General features: G+C 68.3%; 20 protein-coding genes. 8 read left to right on the plus strand and 12 right to left on the minus strand.

Translation table 11 applies throughout. The features are described 5' to 3' along the window. Positions 1-35: 35 nt before the first annotated feature. The 4 genes from FOS14_RS05530 (at position 36) to FOS14_RS05545 (ending at position 3,518) form a co-directional block, all read left to right on the plus strand. A complete protein-coding gene (locus tag FOS14_RS05530) occupies positions 36-1,268 on the plus strand; it encodes an ArsA family ATPase (protein ID WP_143769264.1) in 1,233 nt (410 codons plus the stop codon). Beyond that, the gene (locus tag FOS14_RS05535) at positions 1,265-1,681 is read left to right on the plus strand and encodes a hypothetical protein (protein ID WP_143769265.1); all 417 of its coding nucleotides are present in this window, start codon (positions 1,265-1,267) and stop codon (positions 1,679-1,681) included. The genes FOS14_RS05530 and FOS14_RS05535 overlap by 4 nt, the downstream gene beginning before the upstream one ends. Before the next feature lie 21 nt (positions 1,682-1,702). After that, positions 1,703-2,683 (plus strand): ROK family protein, encoded by a 981-nt coding sequence (locus FOS14_RS05540; RefSeq protein ID WP_143769266.1) that lies wholly within the window; start codon positions 1,703-1,705, stop codon positions 2,681-2,683. A 109-nt stretch (positions 2,684-2,792) separates the two neighbouring features. Beyond that, positions 2,793-3,518 carry a 1-acyl-sn-glycerol-3-phosphate acyltransferase gene (locus tag FOS14_RS05545; RefSeq protein ID WP_143769351.1) on the plus strand — a complete coding sequence of 242 codons (726 nt, stop codon included), beginning with the start codon at positions 2,793-2,795 and terminating at the stop codon, positions 3,516-3,518. Here FOS14_RS05545 and FOS14_RS05550 read toward each other — a convergent pair. Beyond that, the gene (locus FOS14_RS05550) at positions 3,451-4,737 is read right to left on the minus strand and encodes a glycosyltransferase 87 family protein (protein WP_370512169.1); all 1,287 of its coding nucleotides are present in this window, start codon (positions 4,735-4,737) and stop codon (positions 3,451-3,453) included. The two genes, FOS14_RS05545 and FOS14_RS05550, sit on opposite strands and share 68 nt — an antisense overlap. Before the next feature lie 74 nt (positions 4,738-4,811). Here FOS14_RS05550 and FOS14_RS05555 point away from each other — a divergent pair, with 74 nt between their 5' ends. Together FOS14_RS05555 and FOS14_RS05560 are read left to right on the plus strand one after the other, a co-directional pair. After that, positions 4,812-5,312: a polyadenylate-specific 3'-exoribonuclease AS gene (locus FOS14_RS05555; RefSeq protein WP_143769267.1), complete on the plus strand. Its 501-nt coding sequence runs from the start codon at positions 4,812-4,814 to the stop codon at positions 5,310-5,312. 112 nt (positions 5,313-5,424) lie between these two features. Further along, entirely contained in the window at positions 5,425-6,813 is a 1,389-nt protein-coding gene (locus tag FOS14_RS05560; protein WP_143769268.1) for a class II 3-deoxy-7-phosphoheptulonate synthase, read from the plus strand. On the opposite strand, the gene pknB is transcribed toward FOS14_RS05560, so the two are convergent. Then, positions 6,810-8,801, minus strand: coding sequence for a Stk1 family PASTA domain-containing Ser/Thr kinase (gene pknB / locus FOS14_RS05565; RefSeq protein WP_255450088.1), 1,992 nt, complete (start codon positions 8,799-8,801; stop codon positions 6,810-6,812). The genes FOS14_RS05560 and pknB overlap by 4 nt on opposite strands. A 144-nt stretch (positions 8,802-8,945) precedes the next feature. Between pknB and FOS14_RS05570 the strand changes: the two genes are divergently transcribed. Continuing rightward, positions 8,946-9,314: an Rv2175c family DNA-binding protein gene (locus tag FOS14_RS05570; RefSeq protein WP_143769269.1), complete on the plus strand. Its 369-nt coding sequence runs from the start codon at positions 8,946-8,948 to the stop codon at positions 9,312-9,314. Between the two features lie 87 nt (positions 9,315-9,401). Here the strand turns inward: FOS14_RS05570 and FOS14_RS24620 are convergent, their stop codons facing one another. The 5 genes from FOS14_RS24620 to FOS14_RS05595 all read right to left on the minus strand — a co-directional run bounded on the left by FOS14_RS24620 (position 9,402) and on the right by FOS14_RS05595 (position 15,420). Beyond that, positions 9,402-9,968: a hypothetical protein gene (locus FOS14_RS24620; protein WP_185981624.1), complete on the minus strand. Its 567-nt coding sequence runs from the start codon at positions 9,966-9,968 to the stop codon at positions 9,402-9,404. 96 nt (positions 9,969-10,064) lie between these two features. Further along, entirely contained in the window at positions 10,065-10,976 is a 912-nt protein-coding gene (locus FOS14_RS05580; RefSeq protein WP_143769270.1) for a phytoene/squalene synthase family protein, read from the minus strand. Then, complete coding sequence (locus tag FOS14_RS05585) at positions 10,969-12,588, minus strand: alpha-(1->6)-mannopyranosyltransferase A (RefSeq protein ID WP_143769271.1); 1,620 nt, start codon at positions 12,586-12,588, stop codon at positions 10,969-10,971. The genes FOS14_RS05580 and FOS14_RS05585 overlap by 8 nt, the downstream gene beginning before the upstream one ends. 94 nt (positions 12,589-12,682) lie before the next feature. Continuing rightward, positions 12,683-14,200, minus strand: a complete 1,518-nt coding sequence (gene crtI / locus FOS14_RS05590) for a phytoene desaturase family protein (protein ID WP_143769272.1) — start codon at positions 14,198-14,200, stop codon at positions 12,683-12,685. Beyond that, a complete protein-coding gene (locus tag FOS14_RS05595; RefSeq protein WP_143769273.1) occupies positions 14,200-15,420 on the minus strand; it encodes a polyprenyl synthetase family protein in 1,221 nt (406 codons plus the stop codon). Before FOS14_RS05595 ends, crtI begins: the two co-directional genes overlap by 1 nt. Between FOS14_RS05595 and metF the strand changes: the two genes are divergently transcribed. After that, entirely contained in the window at positions 15,363-16,334 is a 972-nt protein-coding gene (gene metF, locus FOS14_RS05600; RefSeq protein ID WP_143769274.1) for a methylenetetrahydrofolate reductase [NAD(P)H], read from the plus strand. The genes FOS14_RS05595 and metF overlap by 58 nt on opposite strands. Here metF and FOS14_RS05605 read toward each other — a convergent pair. The 5 genes from FOS14_RS05605 to FOS14_RS05625 form a co-directional block, all read right to left on the minus strand. After that, complete coding sequence (locus tag FOS14_RS05605) at positions 16,310-17,407, minus strand: glycosyltransferase family 2 protein (protein WP_255450089.1); 1,098 nt, start codon at positions 17,405-17,407, stop codon at positions 16,310-16,312. The two genes, metF and FOS14_RS05605, sit on opposite strands and share 25 nt — an antisense overlap. A gap of 43 nt (positions 17,408-17,450) precedes the next feature. After that, on the minus strand, positions 17,451-18,206 hold the full coding sequence (locus FOS14_RS05610; protein ID WP_143769354.1) for a DUF3153 domain-containing protein: 756 nt from the start codon (positions 18,204-18,206) through the stop codon (positions 17,451-17,453). Positions 18,207-18,309: 103 nt separating this feature from the next. Then, positions 18,310-19,113 carry a carotenoid biosynthesis protein gene (locus tag FOS14_RS05615; protein ID WP_255450090.1) on the minus strand — a complete coding sequence of 268 codons (804 nt, stop codon included), beginning with the start codon at positions 19,111-19,113 and terminating at the stop codon, positions 18,310-18,312. Then, on the minus strand, positions 19,110-20,690 hold the full coding sequence (locus FOS14_RS05620; RefSeq protein ID WP_143769275.1) for an NAD(P)/FAD-dependent oxidoreductase: 1,581 nt from the start codon (positions 20,688-20,690) through the stop codon (positions 19,110-19,112). Before FOS14_RS05620 ends, FOS14_RS05615 begins: the two co-directional genes overlap by 4 nt. After that, complete coding sequence (locus tag FOS14_RS05625) at positions 20,687-21,319, minus strand: N-acetyltransferase (protein ID WP_143769276.1); 633 nt, start codon at positions 21,317-21,319, stop codon at positions 20,687-20,689. Before FOS14_RS05625 ends, FOS14_RS05620 begins: the two co-directional genes overlap by 4 nt. Between the last annotated feature and the right edge of the window lie 6 nt (positions 21,320-21,325).

The following is a 21,325-nucleotide window of genomic DNA, read 5'->3' on the forward strand; positions in this document are numbered from 1 at the left end:
GCTCCCGTAAGCGACCGAAACACCCCGGTGCGCGCATCGAGCTTTTCCTCGGCAAGGGCGGCGTCGGCAAGACCACGCTCGCCTGCGCCACGGCGCTGGCCCGCGCCCGCGACGGCGAGCGGGTTCTGGTGGCCTCCATCGACCAGTCGCATTCGCTCGGCGATGTGCTCGGCCTGACGCTCGCGCACGACCCCGGCACGACCGCAACGACCTACCGGGTGGTGGACGGCCTCGAGGCGATCGAGATCGACACCCTGGCGCTGCTGGAAGAGCGGTTCCGCACGCTGCGCGAGCCACTGAAACTCAATCGCGGCGGGCACGATCACGGGTTCAACTGGACGGCGATCGACGCCTCGGAGCTGACCGGCTTCCCGGGGGCGCAGGAAATGCTGGCCCTGGCCGAGATCACCGACCTTGCCGATGACGACGAATGGGATCTCATCGTCGTCGACTGCCCGGCGACCGCGGCGACGCTGCAACTGCTGGCCACCCCCGACATGGCGCTGGGCTACCTCGAGCGGGTATGGCCCAAGCACCGCCGTGTCGCAGCGGCGATCGGCACCGACATCGCCATGGCGATGACCGTCGGTGCTATCGAAAAAATGGTGGGCGCGGTGACGTCGGTCCGTGATCTGCTGGCCGACCGCGACCGCACCAGTGCGATGTTGGTCACCTCGGCCGAGCGGGTCGCGCTATTGGAAGCCGCGCGGACGCGCTCCACGCTGGCGCTGTTGGGTATCCGACTGAACTCCGTGATGGTGAACAAGGTGCTGCCAGACCTCGGCGGACCAGCCGATTTGCCGCCGGAGCAGTTGCATCCCGCGGTGCGCTGGCATTACAACCGGCACGGCGAGCAGCGCGATGTGATCGCGGCATTTGCCGCGACGATGCCCGAAGTCTCCATCGTGACCGCGCAGCACACCGGGCCGGAGCCGGTAGGGTTGTCGTCTCTGAGCGCGCTCTCCTATGCCTTGGATGTTCATTCCGAAGGCAACGCGAGCGCGTTCGAACCGCCGGTGGAGGTTCAGCTGGAATCCGGCAGCGGTCTCGAGTCGGTGTATGCCATGCGGATGCACCTGCCGTTGGTGGATCCCGCGTCGCTGAGCCTGGGCCGAGCAGAAGACGATGTCATCGTCGGAGCCGATGGCATGCGCCGTCGAGTGCGCCTGGCGTCGGTACTGCGCCGCTGCGTGGTGGCGGGCGCCGAGCTCGATGGGCAGACTCTGGTTGTCCGGTTCCGACCCGACCCGAAGGTGTGGCCGCGATGAGCAAGAAACGACCCGATCTGGGGGAGGAGCTGCGTCTGCTGGCCGAGGCGGTGCTCGAACGGGTTGAACCAGCCCTCCGGGGCGCCGCGCTGGGCCACGGCCGCGACGAGTGGAGTGATTGCGGTGTGTGCCCGGTGTGTGCCATCGCCGCGATCCTGCGCGGCGAGCAGAACGCCCTGGTCAGTTCGCTGGCCGAGCAGGGCACCGCGCTGGTCACGATCCTGCGGGAGGCCATCGCAGGGGTTCCTGTCGCGCCGCGCTATCCGCATGACTTCGAGCCGGACGACAGCGAGCCGAACGACGCCGAAGCCGGCGAAGAGCCAGCGAATGGCAACGCCTTCGAAGCCGCAGATGCCTACGTGCCGCCACATCCACACGGTTTTGTCAGCATTCCGGTGACCATCCGGGGCTGAGCGCGGGAAGAATCGTCGAGCATGGAGACCTCGGCCACGTCCGATCAGCGGACGCTCACCGTCGGGGTCGATGTCGGCGGCACCAGCATCAGGGCCGCGGTGGTCGACGCCTGCGGCGAGGTCCTCGACGTGACCCAGGTGCCTACTCCGCAGTCCGCTCCGGCGCTGGACAAGGCGCTGGTCAACGCGGTCAGCGAACTGTCCGAGCGCAACCCGGTCGCCGCGGTCGGACTGGCCGTCGCGGGCTTCATCAGTTCCGATCGCAGCACGGTTCGCTTTGCGCCGCACCTACCGTGGGTCGACCGGCCGATCGGCAGCGAACTGAGTGGCCAACTGGGCTTGCCGGTCGTCCTTGAGCACGACGCGAACGCCGCCGTGTGGGCCGAGCACACCTTCGGCGCCGCCGCGGGCGGGCACAACGTGGTGCTGATCGCCATCGGAACCGGCATCGGGGCCGCGCTGTTGGTCGAGGGCGACATCTATCGCGGCTCGAATGGCGTGGCTCCGGAACTCGGTCACGTGCAGGTGGTGCCCGACGGACGTCCGTGTGCCTGCGGTAAGCACGGCTGCTGGGAGCGCTACTGCAGCGGAACGGCGCTGGTGGAAACCGCGATCGAGCTGCTGGCCGCCAAACCCGGCAACTCGACGATTCTGGCGCGGGAATCGCGCAGGGACCCCGGTTCGCTGACCGGGCGACGGGTGGCGGCCGCGGCTGCCGATGGCGATCGTGTGGCGCACGCCGCGATGGCGAACTTCGCCCGCTGGCTCGGAGTGGGGTTGGCGTTGGTCAGCGATGTCTACGACCCCGATCTGATCGTCATAGCCGGCGGCGTGAGCACGTCAGCGCCGCTGTTCCTCGACGAGGCGCGCGAGCACTACGCGACGATGATCACCGGCGCCGGCCACCGGCCGCTGGCCCGCATTCGGACCACCCAGCTCGGCGAGGCGGCGGCAATCATCGGCGCGGCCGAGTTGGCGCGAGGTCTGATCGCTACCCGGTAGCTGGCCTGGTGAACTATCTCCCTTGCTGTGGCTGCAGCACGCGCGGGTGAGTAAAGTCAGCAAGCAAAAAGATGTGCCAGCCGTTCGGGCCGGAGCTGGGAAGGTTGTCATGCTGTATTGGTGGTTGAAGTTCGTCTTTGTCGGACCGTTCATCTCGGTATACAACCGGCCCCGCGTCGAGGGGCTCGAGAACATTCCCGACGACGGACCCGCCATTCTGGCCGGTAACCATCTCTCGATCGCCGACTGGTTGTTCGCCCCGCTGTTGGTTCGCCGGCGCATCACCTACCTCGCCAAGAGCGAGTACTTCACCACTCCCGGTTTCAAGGGCATGCTGATGCGCTGGTTCTACACCGGTGCCGGCCAGTACCCGATCGACCGTAGCGGCGGGGACGCGGCCGAGAGCGCGTTGCGCACGGCGCGGCGACTGCTCGACGAGGGCAAGCTCGTCGGTCTCTACCCAGAAGGCACCCGCTCGCCCGACGGCCGGCTCTACAAGGGCAAGACCGGCATGGCCCGGGTGGCGTTGGAAACGGGCGTGCCGGTGATTCCGGTCGCCATGATCGGCACCGACAAGGTGTGCCCGCCCGGGCCGTTCAAGTGGCGTCGCCACCGCGTCACCTTGAAGATCGGCAAGCCGATCGACTTCTCCCGCTTCGAAGGCATGGGCGGCAACCGATTCGTCGAGCGCGCTGTCACCGACGAGGTGATGTACGAACTGATGCAGCTGTCCGGTCAGGAGTACGTGGACATCTACGCCGCGTCGCTCAAGAACAAGTCCGCGCCGAGCTCGGCGACGTCGGCCGACCGGATTCCGGATACGCGCGCGAGCTGAGGCTCGCCGAAACCGCCAGCAGCGCCAGCGTTCCGAGCCCCCACCAGACATACGACGCGGCCAGCAGCTGATCGGGCAGCGGCCACCCGATACCGTTCCACCGGCCGTGTGCGAGCCGCCAGTGCGGCGCGTAGTGGAAGACCACCAGACCCAGCAGAATCCACGCGCCCAGCACGGCGTTGCGGCGTCGATAGGCCAGCACCGTCAGGCTGAGCAGCAGCGGCACGACCCAGACCCAGTGGTGGGACCAGGAAACCGGTGACACCAGCAGTCCGGCCAGCGCATTCACACCGAGCGCCACGGATACCTCACCGGCCGCGAAGGCGCGCCGCATCGCCACGACGGCGATGATGAACACTCCGGCCGCGGCCAGGATCCACAGCGGGGTGCGCATGTTGTCGATGCCGAGCCGGGCCAGCACCCCGATGATGCTCTGGTTGGCGGCGTAGGCCGGCTTCCCGATCCGGTTGGAGTCCGGCAGGACACTGGTCCAGTACTTCACCGAATCGCCCGCGGCCAACGCAAATCCGACCAACGTGCAGCCGGCGAAGCTGATCGCCGTCACGATGGCGGCGCGGAAGTCCTTGCGCAACAAGAAGAACAGCACGAAAACGGCCGGGGTGAGCTTGAGCGCGGCCACCAGACCGATCAGCGCGCCACGTGGCCACGGCGTGCGTTCGAGCAGACAGTCGGCCGCGACGAGCGCCATCAGCAGAATGTTGATCTGCCCGTAGTTCAGGGTCGAGAACACCGGTTCCAGTACGAACGCGACAGCCAGCACGCCGGCTGCCGTCCACAGCTGCGACGTCCGGAGCCAGCCCAGCGATCGCAGCGTGAGCACGATGGTGGCGAACAGGCCGACTATCGACACGACGGTCATGACGATTCCGGCCGCGGCCAGCGGCATCCACGACATCGGGCTGAACGCGATCGCCGCCAGCGGCGGGTACGTGAACGGCAGCGGTTTGCCGATTTCGGTCAGCGGCAGCTTGCCGTAGATTTGCGCGCCCCGGGCGAAGGCCGCGCCGCCGATGCGATAGACATCGAGGTCGATCCGGTAGTAGTCGCCGAATCGGCGGTGGAACAGCGGCAGGCCGTAGAGGTTGTAGACGACGCCCGCCAGGACGGCAGCGAGGATCCCGGCTCGGGCCACGAGCGTCGCCGGCCGGGCGTATCGGTGAGCGGCAACAGTGGCGCGGGAAGTCGTCAATGTCGGCACCGTAATCCTCACTGTTCTGCATATCGCCGATGGCACTATGCACCAGCCGATCAGAATGGCATAGGGTGCGCTTGATGCGCTACTTCTACGATTGCGAGTTCATCGAGGATGGCGTGACCATCGACCTGGTGTCGATTGGAGTAGCCGCCGAAGACGGCCGAGAATTTTACGCGGTTTCCAGCGAGTTCGATCCGGATCGCGCCGGGCCCTGGGTGCGCCGCAACGTGTTGCCGAAGCTGCCGCCACGTGACGGACCACACTGGCGCACCCGCGCGCAGATTCGCTCCGAGTTGCTCGCCTTCTTGCTCCCGCGCGGCGGGATCGTGCCGGAACTGTGGGCCTGGGTCGCGGCGTATGACCACGTGGCGTTGTGCCAGCTGTGGGGTCCGATGACCGAACTTCCGCGAGAGATGCCGCGGTTCACCCGCGAGCTCAAGCAGTACTGGGAAGACAACGGCTGCCCGCCGCTGCCCAAGGTCCCCAACGACGCGCACGACGCGCTCGCCGACGCGCGGCACAACTTGGCCAAGTTCGAGGCGATCGAGCGGGCCCGTCGGCTCCGCCCCCTGCGCTGATCACGATTGAATGGTCGCGTTTCAGCGCCAAAATGCGACCATTTGTTCGGGCTCGTCGGGCGACGGTGCGGCCCCCGGGCGCAGTCGTGCCGAAAGCGAATATCCTTGACGGGTGAACTGGACCGTCGACGTACCGATCGATCGCCTTCCCGAATTGCCGCCCCTGCCCGAGGAAATGCGCCGCAAGCTCGACACGGCTCTCGCCCGGCCGGCGGCGCAGCAGCCCACCTGGCCCGCGGGGCAGGCGGCCGCGATGCGCACGGTCCTCGAGAGCGTCCCGCCGATCACCGTCCCGCAAGAGGTCGAAGATCTGCAGCGCCACCTTGCGGAGGTTGCGCGCGGCGAGGCGTTCCTGCTGCAGGGCGGTGACTGCGCGGAGACGTTCGCCGACAACACCGAGCCGCACATCAAGGGCAACATCCGCACGTTGTTGCAGATGGCGGTGGTGCTCACCTACGGCGCGAGCATGCCGGTGGTGAAGTTGGCCCGCATCGCGGGCCAGTACGCCAAGCCGCGCTCGTCGAATACCGACGCGCTGGGGTTGCCGTCGTATCGCGGCGACATGATCAACTCGCTGGTGCCGGAGGAGTCCGTGCGCGCGCACGACCCGTCGCGGCTGGTGCGCGCCTACGCCAACGCGAGCGCCGCGATGAACCTGGTGCGGGCACTGACCGGCGCCGGGCTGGCCGACCTGCACAAAGTGCACGACTGGAACCGCGAGTTCGTCACCCAGTCGCCGGCGGGCGCGCGGTACGAGGCCCTGGCCGAGGAGATCGACCGCGGGCTGCGCTTCATGGACGCCTGCCGGGTGACGGATCCGAACCTGCAGACCGTGCAGATGTACGCCAGCCACGAGGCCCTGGTCCTCGACTACGAGCGGGCGATGCTGCGGCTGGCCGAAACGGCGACCGGTGAACCCGCGCTGTACGACCTGTCTGCCCACTTCCTCTGGATCGGGGACCGCACCCGCCAACTCGACGGCGCACACGTCGCCTTCGCAGAACTGCTGGCCAACCCGATCGGGCTGAAGATCGGCCCATCCACCACGCCCGAGCAGGCGGTCGAGTATGTCGAGCGGCTCGACCCGACGAACAAGCCCGGTCGGCTCACCCTGGTGTCGCGGATGGGCAACAGCAAGGTGCGTGACCTGCTCCCGCCAATCATCGAAAAGGTGCAGGCGACCGGCCACCAGGTGATCTGGCAGTGCGACCCGATGCACGGCAACACCCACGAGGCCTCGACCGGCTACAAGACCCGACACTTCGACCGGATTGTCGACGAGGTTCAGGGCTTCTTCGAGGTGCACCGCGCACTGGGCACCCACCCAGGCGGCATCCACATCGAGCTGACCGGTGAAAACGTCACCGAATGCCTCGGCGGCGCCCAGGACATCTCGGACGTGGATCTTTCCGGCCGCTACGAGACCGCGTGCGATCCGCGCCTGAACACCCAGCAGTCCCTTGAGCTGGCGTTCCTGGTTGCGGAAATGCTGCGGGATTAAGGCAGCGATACCAGGGTGACCTGGCTGCCCGGCTTTACCAGCGACCCGACGCCCGGGTTCTGGCCGAGCACGATCGACCGGTCGGAGTCGGTCATCTGCCGCACATGTACCGACAGCCCCAGCTGGGCCAGTTCATCGCGGGCTGAGGACAGCGTGTGGCCCATCACCAACGGGATCTTGACCGCGTTCGAGACGACGAGCGTCACGCCGCCACCCGCATCGACTGTCGAGCCTTGGGCCGGGTCGGTGCCGATCACCTGGCCGCCCGGCACGTCGGAGTCGAATGCCTCGGTGATGCCCTTGACGTTGATGCCGAGCGCCGCAAGCTTGGCCTTGGCGTCGTCAGGGCTGCTGCCGCGCAGGTCGGGCAACTGCACCGGCGGCGGGCCCTTGCTGCGCACTATCTTGACCGAATCGCCCACGCGCAGGACCGTGCCCGGTGCCGGGTCGAGCGCGGCCACGGTGCCCACCGGCGCGGTGGCGCTGTAGGTGTCGCCGCCGTCGACCGGCTGCAGGTCTGCGTCGCGCACACGCTGTTGCACGGTGGCGAAATCGTCGGCCTTGCCGAGTTGCGGGACCATCGGCTTGCCCAGCGACACGTTTAGGGTGACCGTCGAGTGTTTGGTGATGCGCGATCCCGGCGCGGGGTCGCTGCTGATCACCGTGTTGACCGCCGCGGTGTCGGAGTGCTGGCCGTGCACCTTCGCGGTCAGACCGGCGTCGGAAATCACCGTTTGCGCCTGGGTGGCGTCGAGACCGGTGAGCTGCGGAACAGCGGTGAAGCGTCCCGACCCCATCCACCAACCGGCCGTGCCGACCGCGGCCGCGAGCAGGATGACGATGAGCAGCCAGATCCACAGGGCACGCCGGGAACGCTGCCGGTCCTCGATGTAGGTGGGGTAGGGCGCCGAGTACTGCGGCGGCGGGTCGACCGGGCGCGTGGAGGTCGCCGCCGCCACCGGTGCCGCAGGAACGGGAACAGGCGGCATCGGACGCTGAGTGGCCGCGGTGACGACCTTGGTGTGGTGCGGACCGGCCGGGGGTGCGGGGGCAAACGGCGGAGCCGTCGCGGGCCGTTGTGCCGTCAGTTGCGCGGTGAGGTGCTCCGCCGAGCGGCGCGGGGCCGGCACCCGATACGGCGGCAACCGCAGCGCGTTGGCGACGGCCCGCAGCGCGGCCGCCATTTCGGCCGCGTCGCGGTAGCGGTGGGCCGGTTCACGGGCGGTCGCGTCGCCGACCAGTTCGTCGATTTCGGTGGGCACGCCGGCGATGCAGGAGCTCGGTGCCGGCACGTCGTGGTTGAGTCGCTGGTACGCCACCGTCAACGAGGTGTCGCCGTTGAACGGCGTTGTGCCGGTGAGCATTTCGAACATGAGAATGCCCATGGCATATACGTCGCTGCGCGCGTCGGCGGTGCCGGTGGCCACCTGCTCGGGGGAGAGGTAGGCGGCGGTGCCCAGGATCACGCTGCTCGACGTGGTGCTCGACGCGGCGACTGCGCGCACCAAGCCGAAATCGGCAATCTTCACCTCGCCGCTGTCGGAGATGAGCACGTTCTCCGGCTTGATGTCGCGGTGGACCAGTCCCGCCGAATGGGCGACGGCCAGCGCGTCCAGGACGGGCTCGGCCACGGCCCGCATGGCGTGCGGCGGCATCGGGCCGCGTTCACGGAGCAGCTCGCGCAGCGTCCCGCCTTCTACGAGCTCCATGACCAGGAAGGCGAGGTCGTCTTCGTGTCCTTGGTCGTAGACGGCGACCAGGCCGGGATGCTTGAGGCGGGCGACCGCGCGTGCTTCGAATTCGAACCGCGCCAGAAATTGCGGGTCGGCGGCGAACTTCGGATCCATGATCTTGATCGCCACGGGCCGGTCCAGGCGGGTGTCGAGCCCGCGATACACCGTGGACATGCCGCCGCGCGCGATCGGCGAGTCCACCCGGTAACGCCGATCGAGCACCACGCCGACGAGGTCGTGACCGCTTACGCGCACCTGGCACCTCCCTCGCGGCGGCAGTTATGGAAAAGACGTCCGTGGAAAAGACGATCGTATCCAAGGGTATCCGCCCCCGGCGGTGACCGATTCGGTGTGAATACCGCCGTTGCGACCGCGGCGGCACCCGATAACGTTTCCCTCGTGAGTGCAATCCCGTACAGCGAGGACGTGCTGCCGTCCGACGTGGAGTTGTTGGCGCTGCCAGATGTGGCCAAACAACTGCATATCGTGGTCACCCGCGTGCACCAGATGCTGCGCGATCACACGCTGATCGCCGTCAAGCGCAGCGGTTACCTCGGGGTGCCGGTGGAGTTCTTCGGCGCCGACGGAGCGATCGTGAAGCCGCTGCCGGGTCTGATCTCGGTATTGCGCGACGGCGGCTACACGGAGACCGAGATCCTCCGCTGGCTGTTCACCTCGGATGAAAGCCTGGGCGGCACACCGGTTTCGGCGCTCCACGGCCATCAGGCCCGGGAAGTGCTGCGCCGCGCGCAGGCGATGGCCTTCTAGGGGGACGCTCTAAGTTTCGCTCTCCGTCTGTGCAGTTCGCTTCCCGTATACGCGACGCGAAGTGGGTAGACGGAGCGCGAAACGTTTTCAGTTGTCGTGCAAAGCGTGCTTGCCCTCGGCGTTGGTGTTGGCGGATTCGCGCGCTGACTCCAACGATGAGCCGCGTGTGGGCTCCGCCGCGCTTTCGCGCGGTGCATCGGACTCGTGCCTGCCTGAGGCCAAACCATCTCGCGATGCCGTGCTGCCACGGTTCTCACCCGATGTCGCCTCGTCGCGCGCGGTGACGTCGGCGCGTTCGCTGGTGTCGACGTCCGGGTCGAGCTCATCCGCGCGTGCGCGTTGCTTTTCGAGTTCCTCGCGCGACGACGTGGCTTCACTGCGGTGCGCGTGTGCCTGGTGCTGTAACCGCTTGGCCTGGGCAGCCTTCGCGTCTGCCTCGGCCTGCGCCTTGCGGGCGTTGGCGGCGGTCTCTTCTGCGAGCGCCTCGCGCTCCTCGACGGCGGGGGACTGCTCCGCCACCTTATCGCGAATCTCCTGGGCCTGGGCTCGGCCGCGGTTCGCGGCGTTCTTCCGCAGCAGGAATGCCAGCGCCGCGGCCAGCAGGAGCACGATGATAATTGCGACAATGATCCAGACGATGGTCATGGCATCCATAACGTTCGACCCCCTGCGATCTTGTTCACAGGCCGCCAGCTGCGGCCGAGAGTAAACAAGCTGTTACCCAAAGCGGCTTTTTACCAAACGCGGTGCCTATCGGCCGCGGGCTAGCTCCCCGACAGCGACCGCAATCCGCCGACGCCTCGGCACCGCGATGCGGCGGTGCAAAATCCGGTAGTCCGCGTGCTCGACCTCCGCGAGGATGCCGGAATAGAGCTCGAACGCCACCCGCAGACCGGGTCGCACCCGAGGCGCCAGCATGTCCAGACCCGGTTCGGCCTGCCGGTAGAGGTCGCGGTTGACCGCGATGAAATGCGCCAATGCTGCCCGCACCCGCCGATCGCCCGATGCCGTCGCGCGACAGTATCGGAGCAGGTCGGCGTCCACCCCGAATGCCGCGAGTTCGGCCGTCGGCAGGTAGATCCGGCCACGGTCGAGGTCCTCGCCGACATCGCGGATGAAGTTGGTCAGCTGAAAGGCCTCGCCAAGCGCGGCGGCCGGTCCGGCCGCTTCGGCAGCGGGCACCGCGGTGCCCAAGACCGGCAGCAACTCTAGTCCGATCACCGCGGCCGAGCCGTACATGTACCCGCGCAGCTCGGCCATCGTTGCGTACTCTGCGCAATACTCGGCCGTGCCGGGCACGTCCATCCGCATCGACCGAAGGAAATCCCACAGGTATTGCGGGTCGATGCCATAGCGATTGATCGTCGCGAAGGTGGCCAGCACGGTGGGTCGGGCGAGGTCGGAGCTGAAGCTCACGTCCGTTCCGCCGGATTCGAGCATGCGGCGTAGTTGCTTCTCGATGGCCTCGACCCGTTCGGCGCGGCGATCTTCGCCGATAGTGGGGGTGTCCACGATGTCGTCGACGGTGCGGGCGAACGCGTACAGCGCATACACGGCTCGGCGCTGCTCGCGCGGCAGCAGTCGGGTGGCCAGGTAGTAGGTGCGCCCGTGCTCCGCGGTGACCGATCGGCAGTGCTCGAACGCGGCGGTGAGCTCAGCCATTCGAGCCGGCGCGGGCGGAGTCTGGGGTGGATCGCAGGCGCAGGGGATCGACGGTCCGCAGCGACAGCGCGGCGACCACTGCGGCGAACGTGGCGAGCGCGACGTGCCAGAAGTCATACATGCCGATGCTGCCGTCGGGCTGGAACACCAGCATCAGCCAGGTACTCAGGCCCACCATCACCATCAGCGTGCCGGTGGAGAGGGCGAACCCGGCACCTAGGGCCAGCGGCCAGGAGTAGTACCAGGGCAGCGCCGCCGGGGACAGGATCACGATCGCGACGAAGGCGATCAGGATGCCCAGGACCGCTTCGCGTTCGTTTCGGCGGAATCGCCACCAGGTCCAGGCCAGGACCGCCAGCAGCGCGACCGCACACATCATCCGAGTCACCTCGAGCACGGATTCGAGCCGCAGTGGCGTGAACCAGGTGACTATGTGGGCCATGATCGTGGGCAGCGACAGCCAGTTGATGATCTTGGCCGAGCCCGACAGCGCGGTCAGCCAGCCGATACCGACCCCGGCGACCAGCGACGCCACCGCGAAGACCGCAGCAAAAACCGCGACACCGAGGCTGCCACATTTGAGGAACAGCGCGACCGGGTGCGGCAGCGGAGCCTGCGCCCCGTCCTCGGATTCGCCCAGTTGCTGGGCCCGGCGTTCCCGTTCGTGCACCATCCAGATCCAGACGATGAACGGCAACGCCACCCCGGCGGTCGCTTTGATCGCGACGCCGATGGCCACCAGCACGATTCCGGCGACGTGGTGACGCTCCAGCACGAGCGCGATCCCGGCCGCCATCAGCCCGACCATGAGCATCTCGTTGTGCACGCCACCGATCAGGTGGATCAGCACGAGGGGGTTGAGCACGGCCAGCCACAGCGCGACGGCCGGCTTACCGCCGAGGTGGCGGGCCAGGTGCGGGATCGCCCACATCATCAGCGCCAGCCCCGGCAACATGATCAGGCGCAGCAGCATGGTCCCGGCCACGACGTTGTCGCCGGTGATGGTCGTCACGCCGCGGGCGAGCAGCAAGAAGATCGGCCCGTAGGGCGCGGTGGTGGTCGTCCAGACGTTGCTGACGTTGTCGAGCAAGACGCCCGGGTTTGCCACCGGGCCGACCGAGTAGGGGTCGAAGCCGTCGCGCAGCAGGGCGCCCTGGGCGAGATATGAATAGGCGTCGCGGCTGAACATCGGCACCGACAACAGCAGCGGTCCAATCCACAGCGGCACCACCGCACGCAGTTCGTTGAGGCTCACACCGCCGTTGATGGTGGCTCTGCCCAACCGAACCCAGGCGGTGATCATGAGCAGCACGCCCACCCAGACCATCAGGGTGGAGAGCACCAAGCCGTGGCCGAACCGTAGCCAGGACAAATGCGCTGATTCCAGCAGCGGATCGGTCCGGCGGACGGCACCCGCGCCGAAGCCGCCGAACATGATCAGGAAGGAACCGATGAGGCCCAGGACGGCGGCATGGCCTTCGGGGCTGCGGACGAAGTCCGCGACGAGGTGGACCGCGGAACGCACTGATCGGGAAGCGGGCCGCTCTACCGGCTCCGGCTCAGACGCCAGCACTGGGGCTGGCCGCGTTGTCTGAGCGTCGGGGAGGGACATCCGCGCATTTCCTCCCGTGAGCTCGCCGCGTGTCAACTGTTCGAGGCATGAGTTTAGTGGGTTTTCGGACCGAACCCCGCCAAAGGCGCTACAGCTACCCGCCCATGATGCGCGCCGCGGCGAGTTTTCCGGAGATCAACACGGTGGGCACGCCGACGCCCGGGGTCGTCCCGCAGCCGGCCAGCACCACGTTCTCGGTGCGTCGCAGCAGGTTGGCGGTGCGGAACGGTCCGGTCTGCCGAAACAGGTGCGACGCCGAGAACGGGCTGCCGGCAAGCATGCCCTGGCGACGCCAGGTGGCCGGGGTATCGATCCAGTCCACCTGGAACGACTCGGCGATGGCGGTGTAACCCCGTCGTTCGAGCTGGACCAACAGATCCTCGGCGTAGGCCGGCGCCAGCCTGTCCCAGTCCAGCGGTGCGCTGCGCAGGTTGGGGCACGGCGCGAGTACCGAGAACGGCTCGTAGGTTTCGGTGCCACGCCGGATGACCAGCGCCGGATCGGTGAGCGCCGGACGGGTCAGCAGCAACGACGGATCGCTCATCAACCGGCCGCATCCGTTGCGCGCGGTGATCTCGGCAAACGTGTCTGCCCATGCCTTGCCGAACTCGATCACGTGGTGGGCCCCGGTCGGCCACTGCTGTGACACCGCGGTCGGCACGGTGCCGTGCAGGACGACCGCCGACGGTGCCGCATGCAGCTTGCGCCGCGGCGCCTTGTCGCCGATCAAACCGGGCAGGGAGCCCAGATCTGCGGTGAGTACCACGGCGTCGCAAGGGAATTCGCGGCAGTCTCGAGTGTGTACAGCGGTGGCGCGGCGGCCCTCGAAGTGGATGCGGGTGACCTCCGCGCCCAGTTCCACGCGGCCGCCGGCCGTGGTCAGCGCGTCCGCCATCGCCTCGGCGATCGATGCCATGCCGCCATCGGGAAAGAAAACGCCCAGCGAGGTGTCCATGTGCGGGATCGCCCCGTAGACGGCCAGCGCCTGCTGCGGTGCGAGCCCGGCATAAAGGGCCTGGAAGGTGAACAGTCGCCGCAACCGCTCGTCGCCGATGAAGCGGCCCACCTTCGGGCCCAGCCGGCCGAATGCGCCGAGCCGGACCAGCGTCATCAGGTCGGTGAAAGACCGGCGGGAGGACACCAGGTTCAGGGGGGAATCGAAGTTCGCGGCCATGAAGGTGTCGTACTCGGCGGTGAACACCGCGGCGAGCCAGCGCCGCAACTGCAGGTAGCGCTGCGCTTCGGCCGGCCCACAGGTGCGGCTGACTTCGGCGAACATGGCGTCGGCGTCGGAGTGGACGTTGATCGTGGAGCCATCGGCAAAGCGGGCGTGGTAGCTGGGGTCGAGGCGGCGAATGCGTAGATCGGTGCTGGCGCCGATCGCGGCGAGGGCCTCGGTGATCAACTCGGGCATGGTGAGCACGGTGGCGCCGTTGTCGATGACGTAGTCGGCGCCGGTATAGCGGCCTACCCGGCCGCCAGCGTGATCGGCGCGTTCCAGGACGGTCACTTCCCGGCCGCTGCCGCGCAGGTGCAGCGCCGCCGACAGCCCGGCCAGCCCGGCGCCGATGACGACAACGCGCTGGGAAGGTGCGGGTACCGTGCGCACCATTACGAGGTCCGGGCGGTCGCCGAGGCGGCCATGTCTCTGAGCCGCCGTTTGACCGGCTCGGTGGCGCTGCTGCGGTCGATCACGGTGATGGCTGTAGTGGTCAATTCGGTTATCCGGCTTTCGATTTCGGCGACTGCACCGAGTTCGGACAGAACGCCACGCAGCTGTTGGACCTCGGGTTCTGACAGGTCGGCGCCCAGGCTCGCGCGCAGCAGTTTGGCGGTCGCGGGGTCTTGTTCGTCGGCACGCTGCAGGCCGATCGCGTACAGGGCGGTGCGTTTGCCCTCGCGCAGGTCGTCGCCGGAGGGCTTGCCGGTGACATCCGGGTCGCCGAAGACGCCGAGCAGGTCGTCGCGGAGCTGAAACGCGATGCCCACGTCCGTTCCGTACGCGCGGTAGGCATCGATGAGCGCTTGATCCGCGCCGGCCAGGGCCGCGCCAATGTGCAAGGGACGCTCCACGGTGTATGCGGCGGTCTTGTACCGGTTGATCCGCAGCGCCGCGTCGAGTGACTCGTCGCCGCTGGCGACGGCGTTGAGGTCCAGAAACTGGCCGGCCAGCACCTCGGTGCGCATGGCCGACCACACCGGCCCGAGGCGCTCGGCGGCCTCGGCGGACAGGCCCGATTCGCGCACCATGTCGTCGGCCCACGCGAGGGCCAGGTCGCCGAGCAGGATGGCCACGCCCTGGCCGAACTGGGCCGAATCACCGCGCCACCCGGCGTCGGCGTGCCGGTGCGCATGCGCCACGTGCACCGTCGGATAGCCCCGGCGGGTCCGGCTGGAGTCGATGATGTCGTCATGGATCAGCGCGCAGGCCTGGACCAGTTCGAGGGCCGCGCAGGTGCGCAAGACGGGCTCGGCGTCCGCACTGTCGGGGTCGCCGTGCGCGCCCAGCCAGCCAGTCCAGGCGAACGACGGCCGCAGCCGCTTGCCGCCGCGGAGCACGAACTGTTCGAGGTCGGTAACGGCGTCGGCGAAGTCGGCGCCGACGGCGGCGACCAGCGGGCGGCGCGCGGCGAAGAACTCGCTCAGAGCGGACTCAACTGCCGCGATCACGTCTGCGGACAGGATGAGCCTCCAGCTTCGCGGTTGGTCGCTACGGTCCTCCACAATAGTGGTGGCCCCAATGGTGGTAGGGGCAGCCCACTTATGCTGGAGCGGTGAGTTTCGACCCCGTCCGCGGACGCGCCAGCAAGGGCTGGGTGTCCCACACGCCATCGATCGTCGACAGGTTGCGGCCGTGTGCGGATGGGTTGGTTCCGTTTTCGGTGGAGTTTTCCCCGCCGCGCGACGCCGCGGCGGAGGCCCGGTTGTGGCGAGCGGTCCGCGAATTCGAGCGGATGCAGCCCGCGTTCGTCTCGATGACCTATGGCGCCGGCGGCTCGACGCGCGACCGGACCGTGCGGGTCACCGGTCAGCTCGCCGCGGAAACCACGTTGCTGCCGGTCGCGCACCTGACCGCGGTGTCACATCGGGTGTCGGAGCTGCGCGCGATGGTCGGCGCGTACGCCGACTGCGGCATCCGCAACATTCTGGTGTTGCGCGGCGACCCGCCCGGCGATCCGATGGGTGAGTGGCGCAAGCACCCCGACGGCGTGGAGTACGCCGACGAGCTGGTCCGGCTGGTGCTCGATCTGGGCGATTTCCACGTCGGTGTGGCGTCGTTCCCGGAAGGCCATCCGCGCTCGCCGGACCTCGAGCACGACACGGAATATCTCGTCGGCAAGCTAAGGGCGGGTGCGGAGTACTCGATCACTCAGATGTTCTTCGACGTCGAGCACTACCTGCGGTTGCGCGATCGAGTGACAGCCTTCGACGCCGAGCAGGGCGCCAAGCCGATCATTCCGGAAATCATGCCGATCACCTCCTTGCGATCGGTGCGCAAGATGCTGCAGCTGTCCGGCTCGGCGCTGCCGCGCGAACTCGACGAACGGCTTGCCCGGGCCGCGGGCGACGGGCCGGAAGAAGACCGCGCCGCCGTCCGTGAGGTCGGCATCGAGGTGGCAACCACCATGTGCGAGAGGCTGATTCGCGAGGGCGCTCCGGGCCTGCACTTCATCACCCTCAACTTCGCCCGGGCCACCAGCGAGGTGTTGGCCAACCTCGGCTATTCGGTGCACGCCCGGGCGTAATCGGCGCCAATCAGTTCGCGGCCTTTCCACGTCAGTGCACCGCGGGCGTGATCGCGGTGCGACGTCACGCTCAACCGCGCGTAGGCGAGGACCGACACGGGATGCGCCAGGCTGCTCGCCGCGTCGGTCCAATCCAGGCTCGGCGATTCCAGCGACCGCGCGGCTAGTCGCCCGACCACCGCGGCGACGTAACCCGCCACACCCAGCCGCCGCGCCGGACCGCGCCCAAACACGGCGGCAACCGGTGGCAGGAGGTAGATCAGCCCGGCGGCGGTTCCCACGGCCGCGCTGCCCGCGCGCGAGCCGTACGCTGACCACAGCCAGCGCCGGTAACCGGCCTCGAGTTCGGCACGGCCCCGATACATTCGGCAGCTCGCCAACTCACCGGCCGGGCGCACCGCCGTCCTAAACCCCTTGCGGCGCAAGGTCCGTGCCAGGTCGAGGTCGTCGGTGGCACTTGCCGCGACCGCCGCATGACCGCCGACCGCCCGATAGGCGTCGGCGTCGAAGACCAAGAACTGCCCGCACGCCACAGCGGTCGAGGGCCGGCGGCTGCGATTGGCGATTGTCATGGGTAGCAACGACGCCCAGGACCAGCAGAGCAGCGGCTGAACCAGCTGCTCGGACATCGACCCGGCGATCTGCTGCGGCCAGGGGCTGAGCAGGTGGAGGCGCTCGGCTCGCAGTGCGGTTGCGGCCGCCGCCAACGCGCCCGGTCGCAACCGCACGTCGGCGTCGAGGAACACCAGAATGCTGTCCGCGGCATGCCCGGCGAGCTGATGACACGCCCACGCCTTACCGGTCCACCCCGGCGGTGGCGCACTGTGGCAGCGCAGCAGCACGAAACGCTCGTCGCCGGCGATAGCTTGTTCGGCAATCGCGGCGGTCTCGTCGGTCGAATCGTCGTCGAGGACGTACACCCGTAGCTCGATGTCCTGCTGATTGCGCAGGTCCGCAAGGAGCTGCGGCAGTCGCGTCGCCTCATTGCGGGCCGGAACCAACACGGTCACCGGTTCCGGCGCACGGCACCGGTGCTGCAGGGGTGTCAGCGTGGCGCGGTTGGCGATGGTCACGCCCGCACTCGCCGCGGCCGCGCCCGCGGCGACGCGCAGGAAGCTAGACGTCCTCAGTCTGGCGGTCCTGTTGGGTTTTGTGGGAATCGGTCTTGTCGTCTTCTTTCGTCGCCTTGTCCTGCTTAGGCCGGCGCACCGGGGTCTTGTCGGCCACTGCAAACGGGTTGCGCTTGGCCCATTCCGGCAGCTTCGGGCGCGGGTCGTGGTTGCGCCAGGCCAGGATTCCGATGATGGCCGCAGCCGCCAGGGTCACGGCGATGACGAAGCCGGCCCAGCCGTCGAAGCTGCGGGTGTTGGGATCGGCGTAGTTGACCTCGGCGTGCAGCGTGCTCGACTCACCGGCGGGCAGCTTCCAGGACACGATCGAGTCGCCCTCACGCGTGCCGTTGGTGGTAGCGACCCGGGCCGGGAAGGCGATGGTGAACTGGACGTCGGAGCCCTGCTCCGGTACCTGCTTCAGGTCGACCTTGCCGTCCAGCGTCACCAGATCACCCGTGCGGCTCAGCTGCAGTTGGTAGGAACCTGCACTCTGATCCGACATGGCACCGAGTTGCGACACGTCGCCGAAGGACAGGTCGCTGAAGAACGCCTGGGTGCCCACGTAGCCGTCTTGCTTGTAATCCTGAACGGTGATCTTGTCCGCCAGCGAGTCCGGCGGCTTGAGCTGCGGGCCCTTGTCACTCTCGTTCTGCGGGATGACGGCCGCGACGATCTGTCCCGACACGCGGTCGTTGGAGGACACACCCATCGACACCTGAACCCGCAAGCAACCGGCGAGCAAGGGCGACACGAGCAGCATCAACAGGGAGATCGCGACGAGTCTCCCGTGGCGGCGGAACGTCGGCGGGGTAGCGCTGGTGGTCGGCGGCACAGGGACATGGTGCCAGGCGGGCGCGGGTCGGTCAGGGACTAGGGGCGCGAGTCGCGTCGATCGGCGGCCGTTCACGCATCACCGTGACGATCCGCACGAGCAGGGGGACACCCAGGATGCCCATGCCCACAAGCCCGTACAGCGCCGAGAATCGCAGCATCGCCCCGGACAGGAAAACTGCATGGGCCAAGCACGAGCCCAGCCAGGTCCAGACGAACAATGCGACCGGCACGACCGTCGAAACACCCGGCGACAGTTCCCGCGCCGGCAGGGCCTCGATCAGCGCCGTCATCACCAGCGCCACGGCGAACCAGCCCAGGTAATTGGTCACCGGAATCGCTGCGAGCCCCGGCAGATTCGGATGCGGCGAACACCACGACCATTGACCGTCGGTCACCATCTGCGGGTCCAGGTACAGATCCCAGCCGACAATCGTGAGCGCGGCCAGCGAGATCCGCAGCGCGCGACGGCACAGCAGCGCCGCGACCGTCCAGATCGGATACACCCCGGCGGCCCAGGCCAGCGGCACCACCAGCGGCACGCCGGCCACTGCGGGCCCCAGTCGGCCAACGGCGTAGTCGTAGCACCCGAACGGGAAACCTGTTGTGCTGCCGATGATTTCGACGACTAGGCCGAGCCCGACGGTGACGAGGGCGAAGCCGGCCGCCCAGCCGAACCCGCGTACTACCAGAGCATGGGTCAGGCATGCGCCGGCCAGCAGCACGACAACGGCCACGGTGATCGCGTCCCGAGCTCCGCCGCTGACGAGGGGATAGACGATCTGAGTGGCGATGCCGCAGGCGGCCAACACGACCGGAACGCGCTGGCTGCTCACCGCCGCAACCTCGCCACGAGTCGACCGATGCCGGAGGTATCGGCGATCAGCATCCGCGCCACGGTGCGCCCGCTCGCGCCGCTGACGCCGCCGCCCGGGTGCGTCGACGCGCCCGTCAGGTACAGCCCGGGCGCGGCGGGAACGCGATAACGAGATAGCTCAGGCAACGGTCGCCACATCATCATCTGGTCCAGCGACATCTCGACGTGCATGACATTCCCACCCCGCAGGTCCATCTCGCGTTCCAGATCGGCTGGCGACTGCACGTACCGATCCAGCACCGAATCGGCGAACCCCGGGGCGGCAGCGTCCACTTCACTGATGATCCGGTCGGCCTCGGCCGCCGCGTGATCGGCCCAGCTCCGTCCGCCGGAGAGCCGATAGGGATGCCACTGCGACCACAGCGACAGTTGCTGGCGACCGGCCGGCGCGATCGACGGGTCGAGCTGGGAGAAGCTCATGGCCAGCACCGCCGGTCGCGGCGGCAATTCACCCGCGAGCGCGGCGCCGTGCGCCAGGCGCAACTGGCGCCGGTCGCTGACCAACAGTTGCAGCCCGGTCGCCGTTTCCGTCGGTTCGCCCCCGCGATAACGAGGTAGTGCGCTCGCGGCCACTCGCACGACCATCCCGATTCCGGGGCCCACCCGGATGCGCCGCCGCCACTGGCTCAGGGTGTCCGCGTCGAATCCGCCGCGCTCCAATAGATCCAGCGTGCTCAGCACGTGGCAGCCGGCGATCACCCGGTCGGCGCGAATTGTTTCGCCGGTCGTGGTGTGGATCGACCAGCCGTCACCGTGGTGTTCCAGCGCTCGCACGCCGCAACCGGATCGCACGGTACCGCCGTCGGAGCGCAGCCGTGCCACGAGCGCCTCGGTGAGTGCGCCGCTGCCGCCGACGGCCCGCCCCGGCGGCAAGGTGTGCATCAGCGCGGCGAAGCCGACCATCGGTGCGGTACCGGGCTCGGACATCGGTGGGCCGGACTGCGCGCCGAACCAGGCCAGCGCGGCCTTGAGTCGCTCGCTGTCGAAATGCATGTCCAGCAACGCGTCCCCGGACATGAGGAATTGCCGGGACAGTTCGCTGGCCTGTGCGCTGGGCGCGAGACCCCAGAACGAACGCAGCAGGTGCGGGCCGGTTGCGGCGCCACCGAACGCACGCATGACGCGGGCGCTGCGGGGGCCCCACACGCCGACGAATCGCTCGTAGGCCTGCGCGTCGCGAGCACCACAGGCCGCTTCGATCGAGGCGCAGGTACGGGCCAGCTCGCGGTGAAAGACGATTCCGGGCGCGTCGGTGTCGGCGGGCGGGGGAGCGAATGCCCACGGGTCGCAGTCGAGGTAACGCAGTCCGAACCGGTCGAGCTCGAGTTCTTCGATGATGCCGGTGTGCCGGATCATGATGTGCGCCGACGAGCCGCGGTCCACCCGATAGCCCGGCATCCGCTCGACCGTGGAAACCGCGCCGCCGAGCACCACGTCGCGCTCGAAGACGGTCACCGAGCGGCCGGCGCGGGCCAGGTAGCACGCCGCGACCAGCGCGTTGTGTCCGGAACCGACGATCGCGACGTCGACGGTCACCCTGCTGGCTCCGATCCCGCGGCCAGCGGGAGATCTGCGCCGAGAATCGCGAACGGACGGTTGTCTCCGGCGAACGTGAAGCCGCGCACGACGTCGGCAAACCCCAACCGTCGATAGAGTCGCCAGGCCCGATTGTTCTCCCCGGCGACCTCGGGCGTGGAGAGCAAGGCGATGCGCTCGGTGCGCGGTTCGAGCAGCCTGCGCGCGAGTTGTTCGCCGAGTCCGTTGCCTTGCGCGGCCGGGTGCACGTGCAGTTCGGTCAGCTCGAAGTAGTTCGACAGCGTCTGCTGGGCGTCCGCTTCGGACCAGCCCGCACGGCGCATGCCGCTGTGTACCTGCTGGTGCCACCATTGATGCGGCGCACCCCGGTAGCCGTAGGTGATCGCGACCAGCGGCGCGGCCTCCAAGTCCGCGCTCACTCCGGGCGACGTGAGCACCGCACCGACTGCCCGCCACCCCGGCCGAGACATGTGTTCCGCCCACATCGGGGCCCGGTGGTGCTCGGTCCCGCGCGGGTAATCCATGGCGGCCACATAGATGGCCAGCGCCTCGCGCAGGCGGGCCCGCAACTGCGGGGCGGACAGGTCGATGATGACCGGTGCCCGGACAGGTTCGCTGACGACCGCCATCACCCC

Source organism: Skermania sp. ID1734 (assembly GCF_007489285.1).
In the GTDB taxonomy this organism is placed as follows: Bacteria; Actinomycetota; Actinomycetes; order Mycobacteriales; family Mycobacteriaceae; genus ID1734.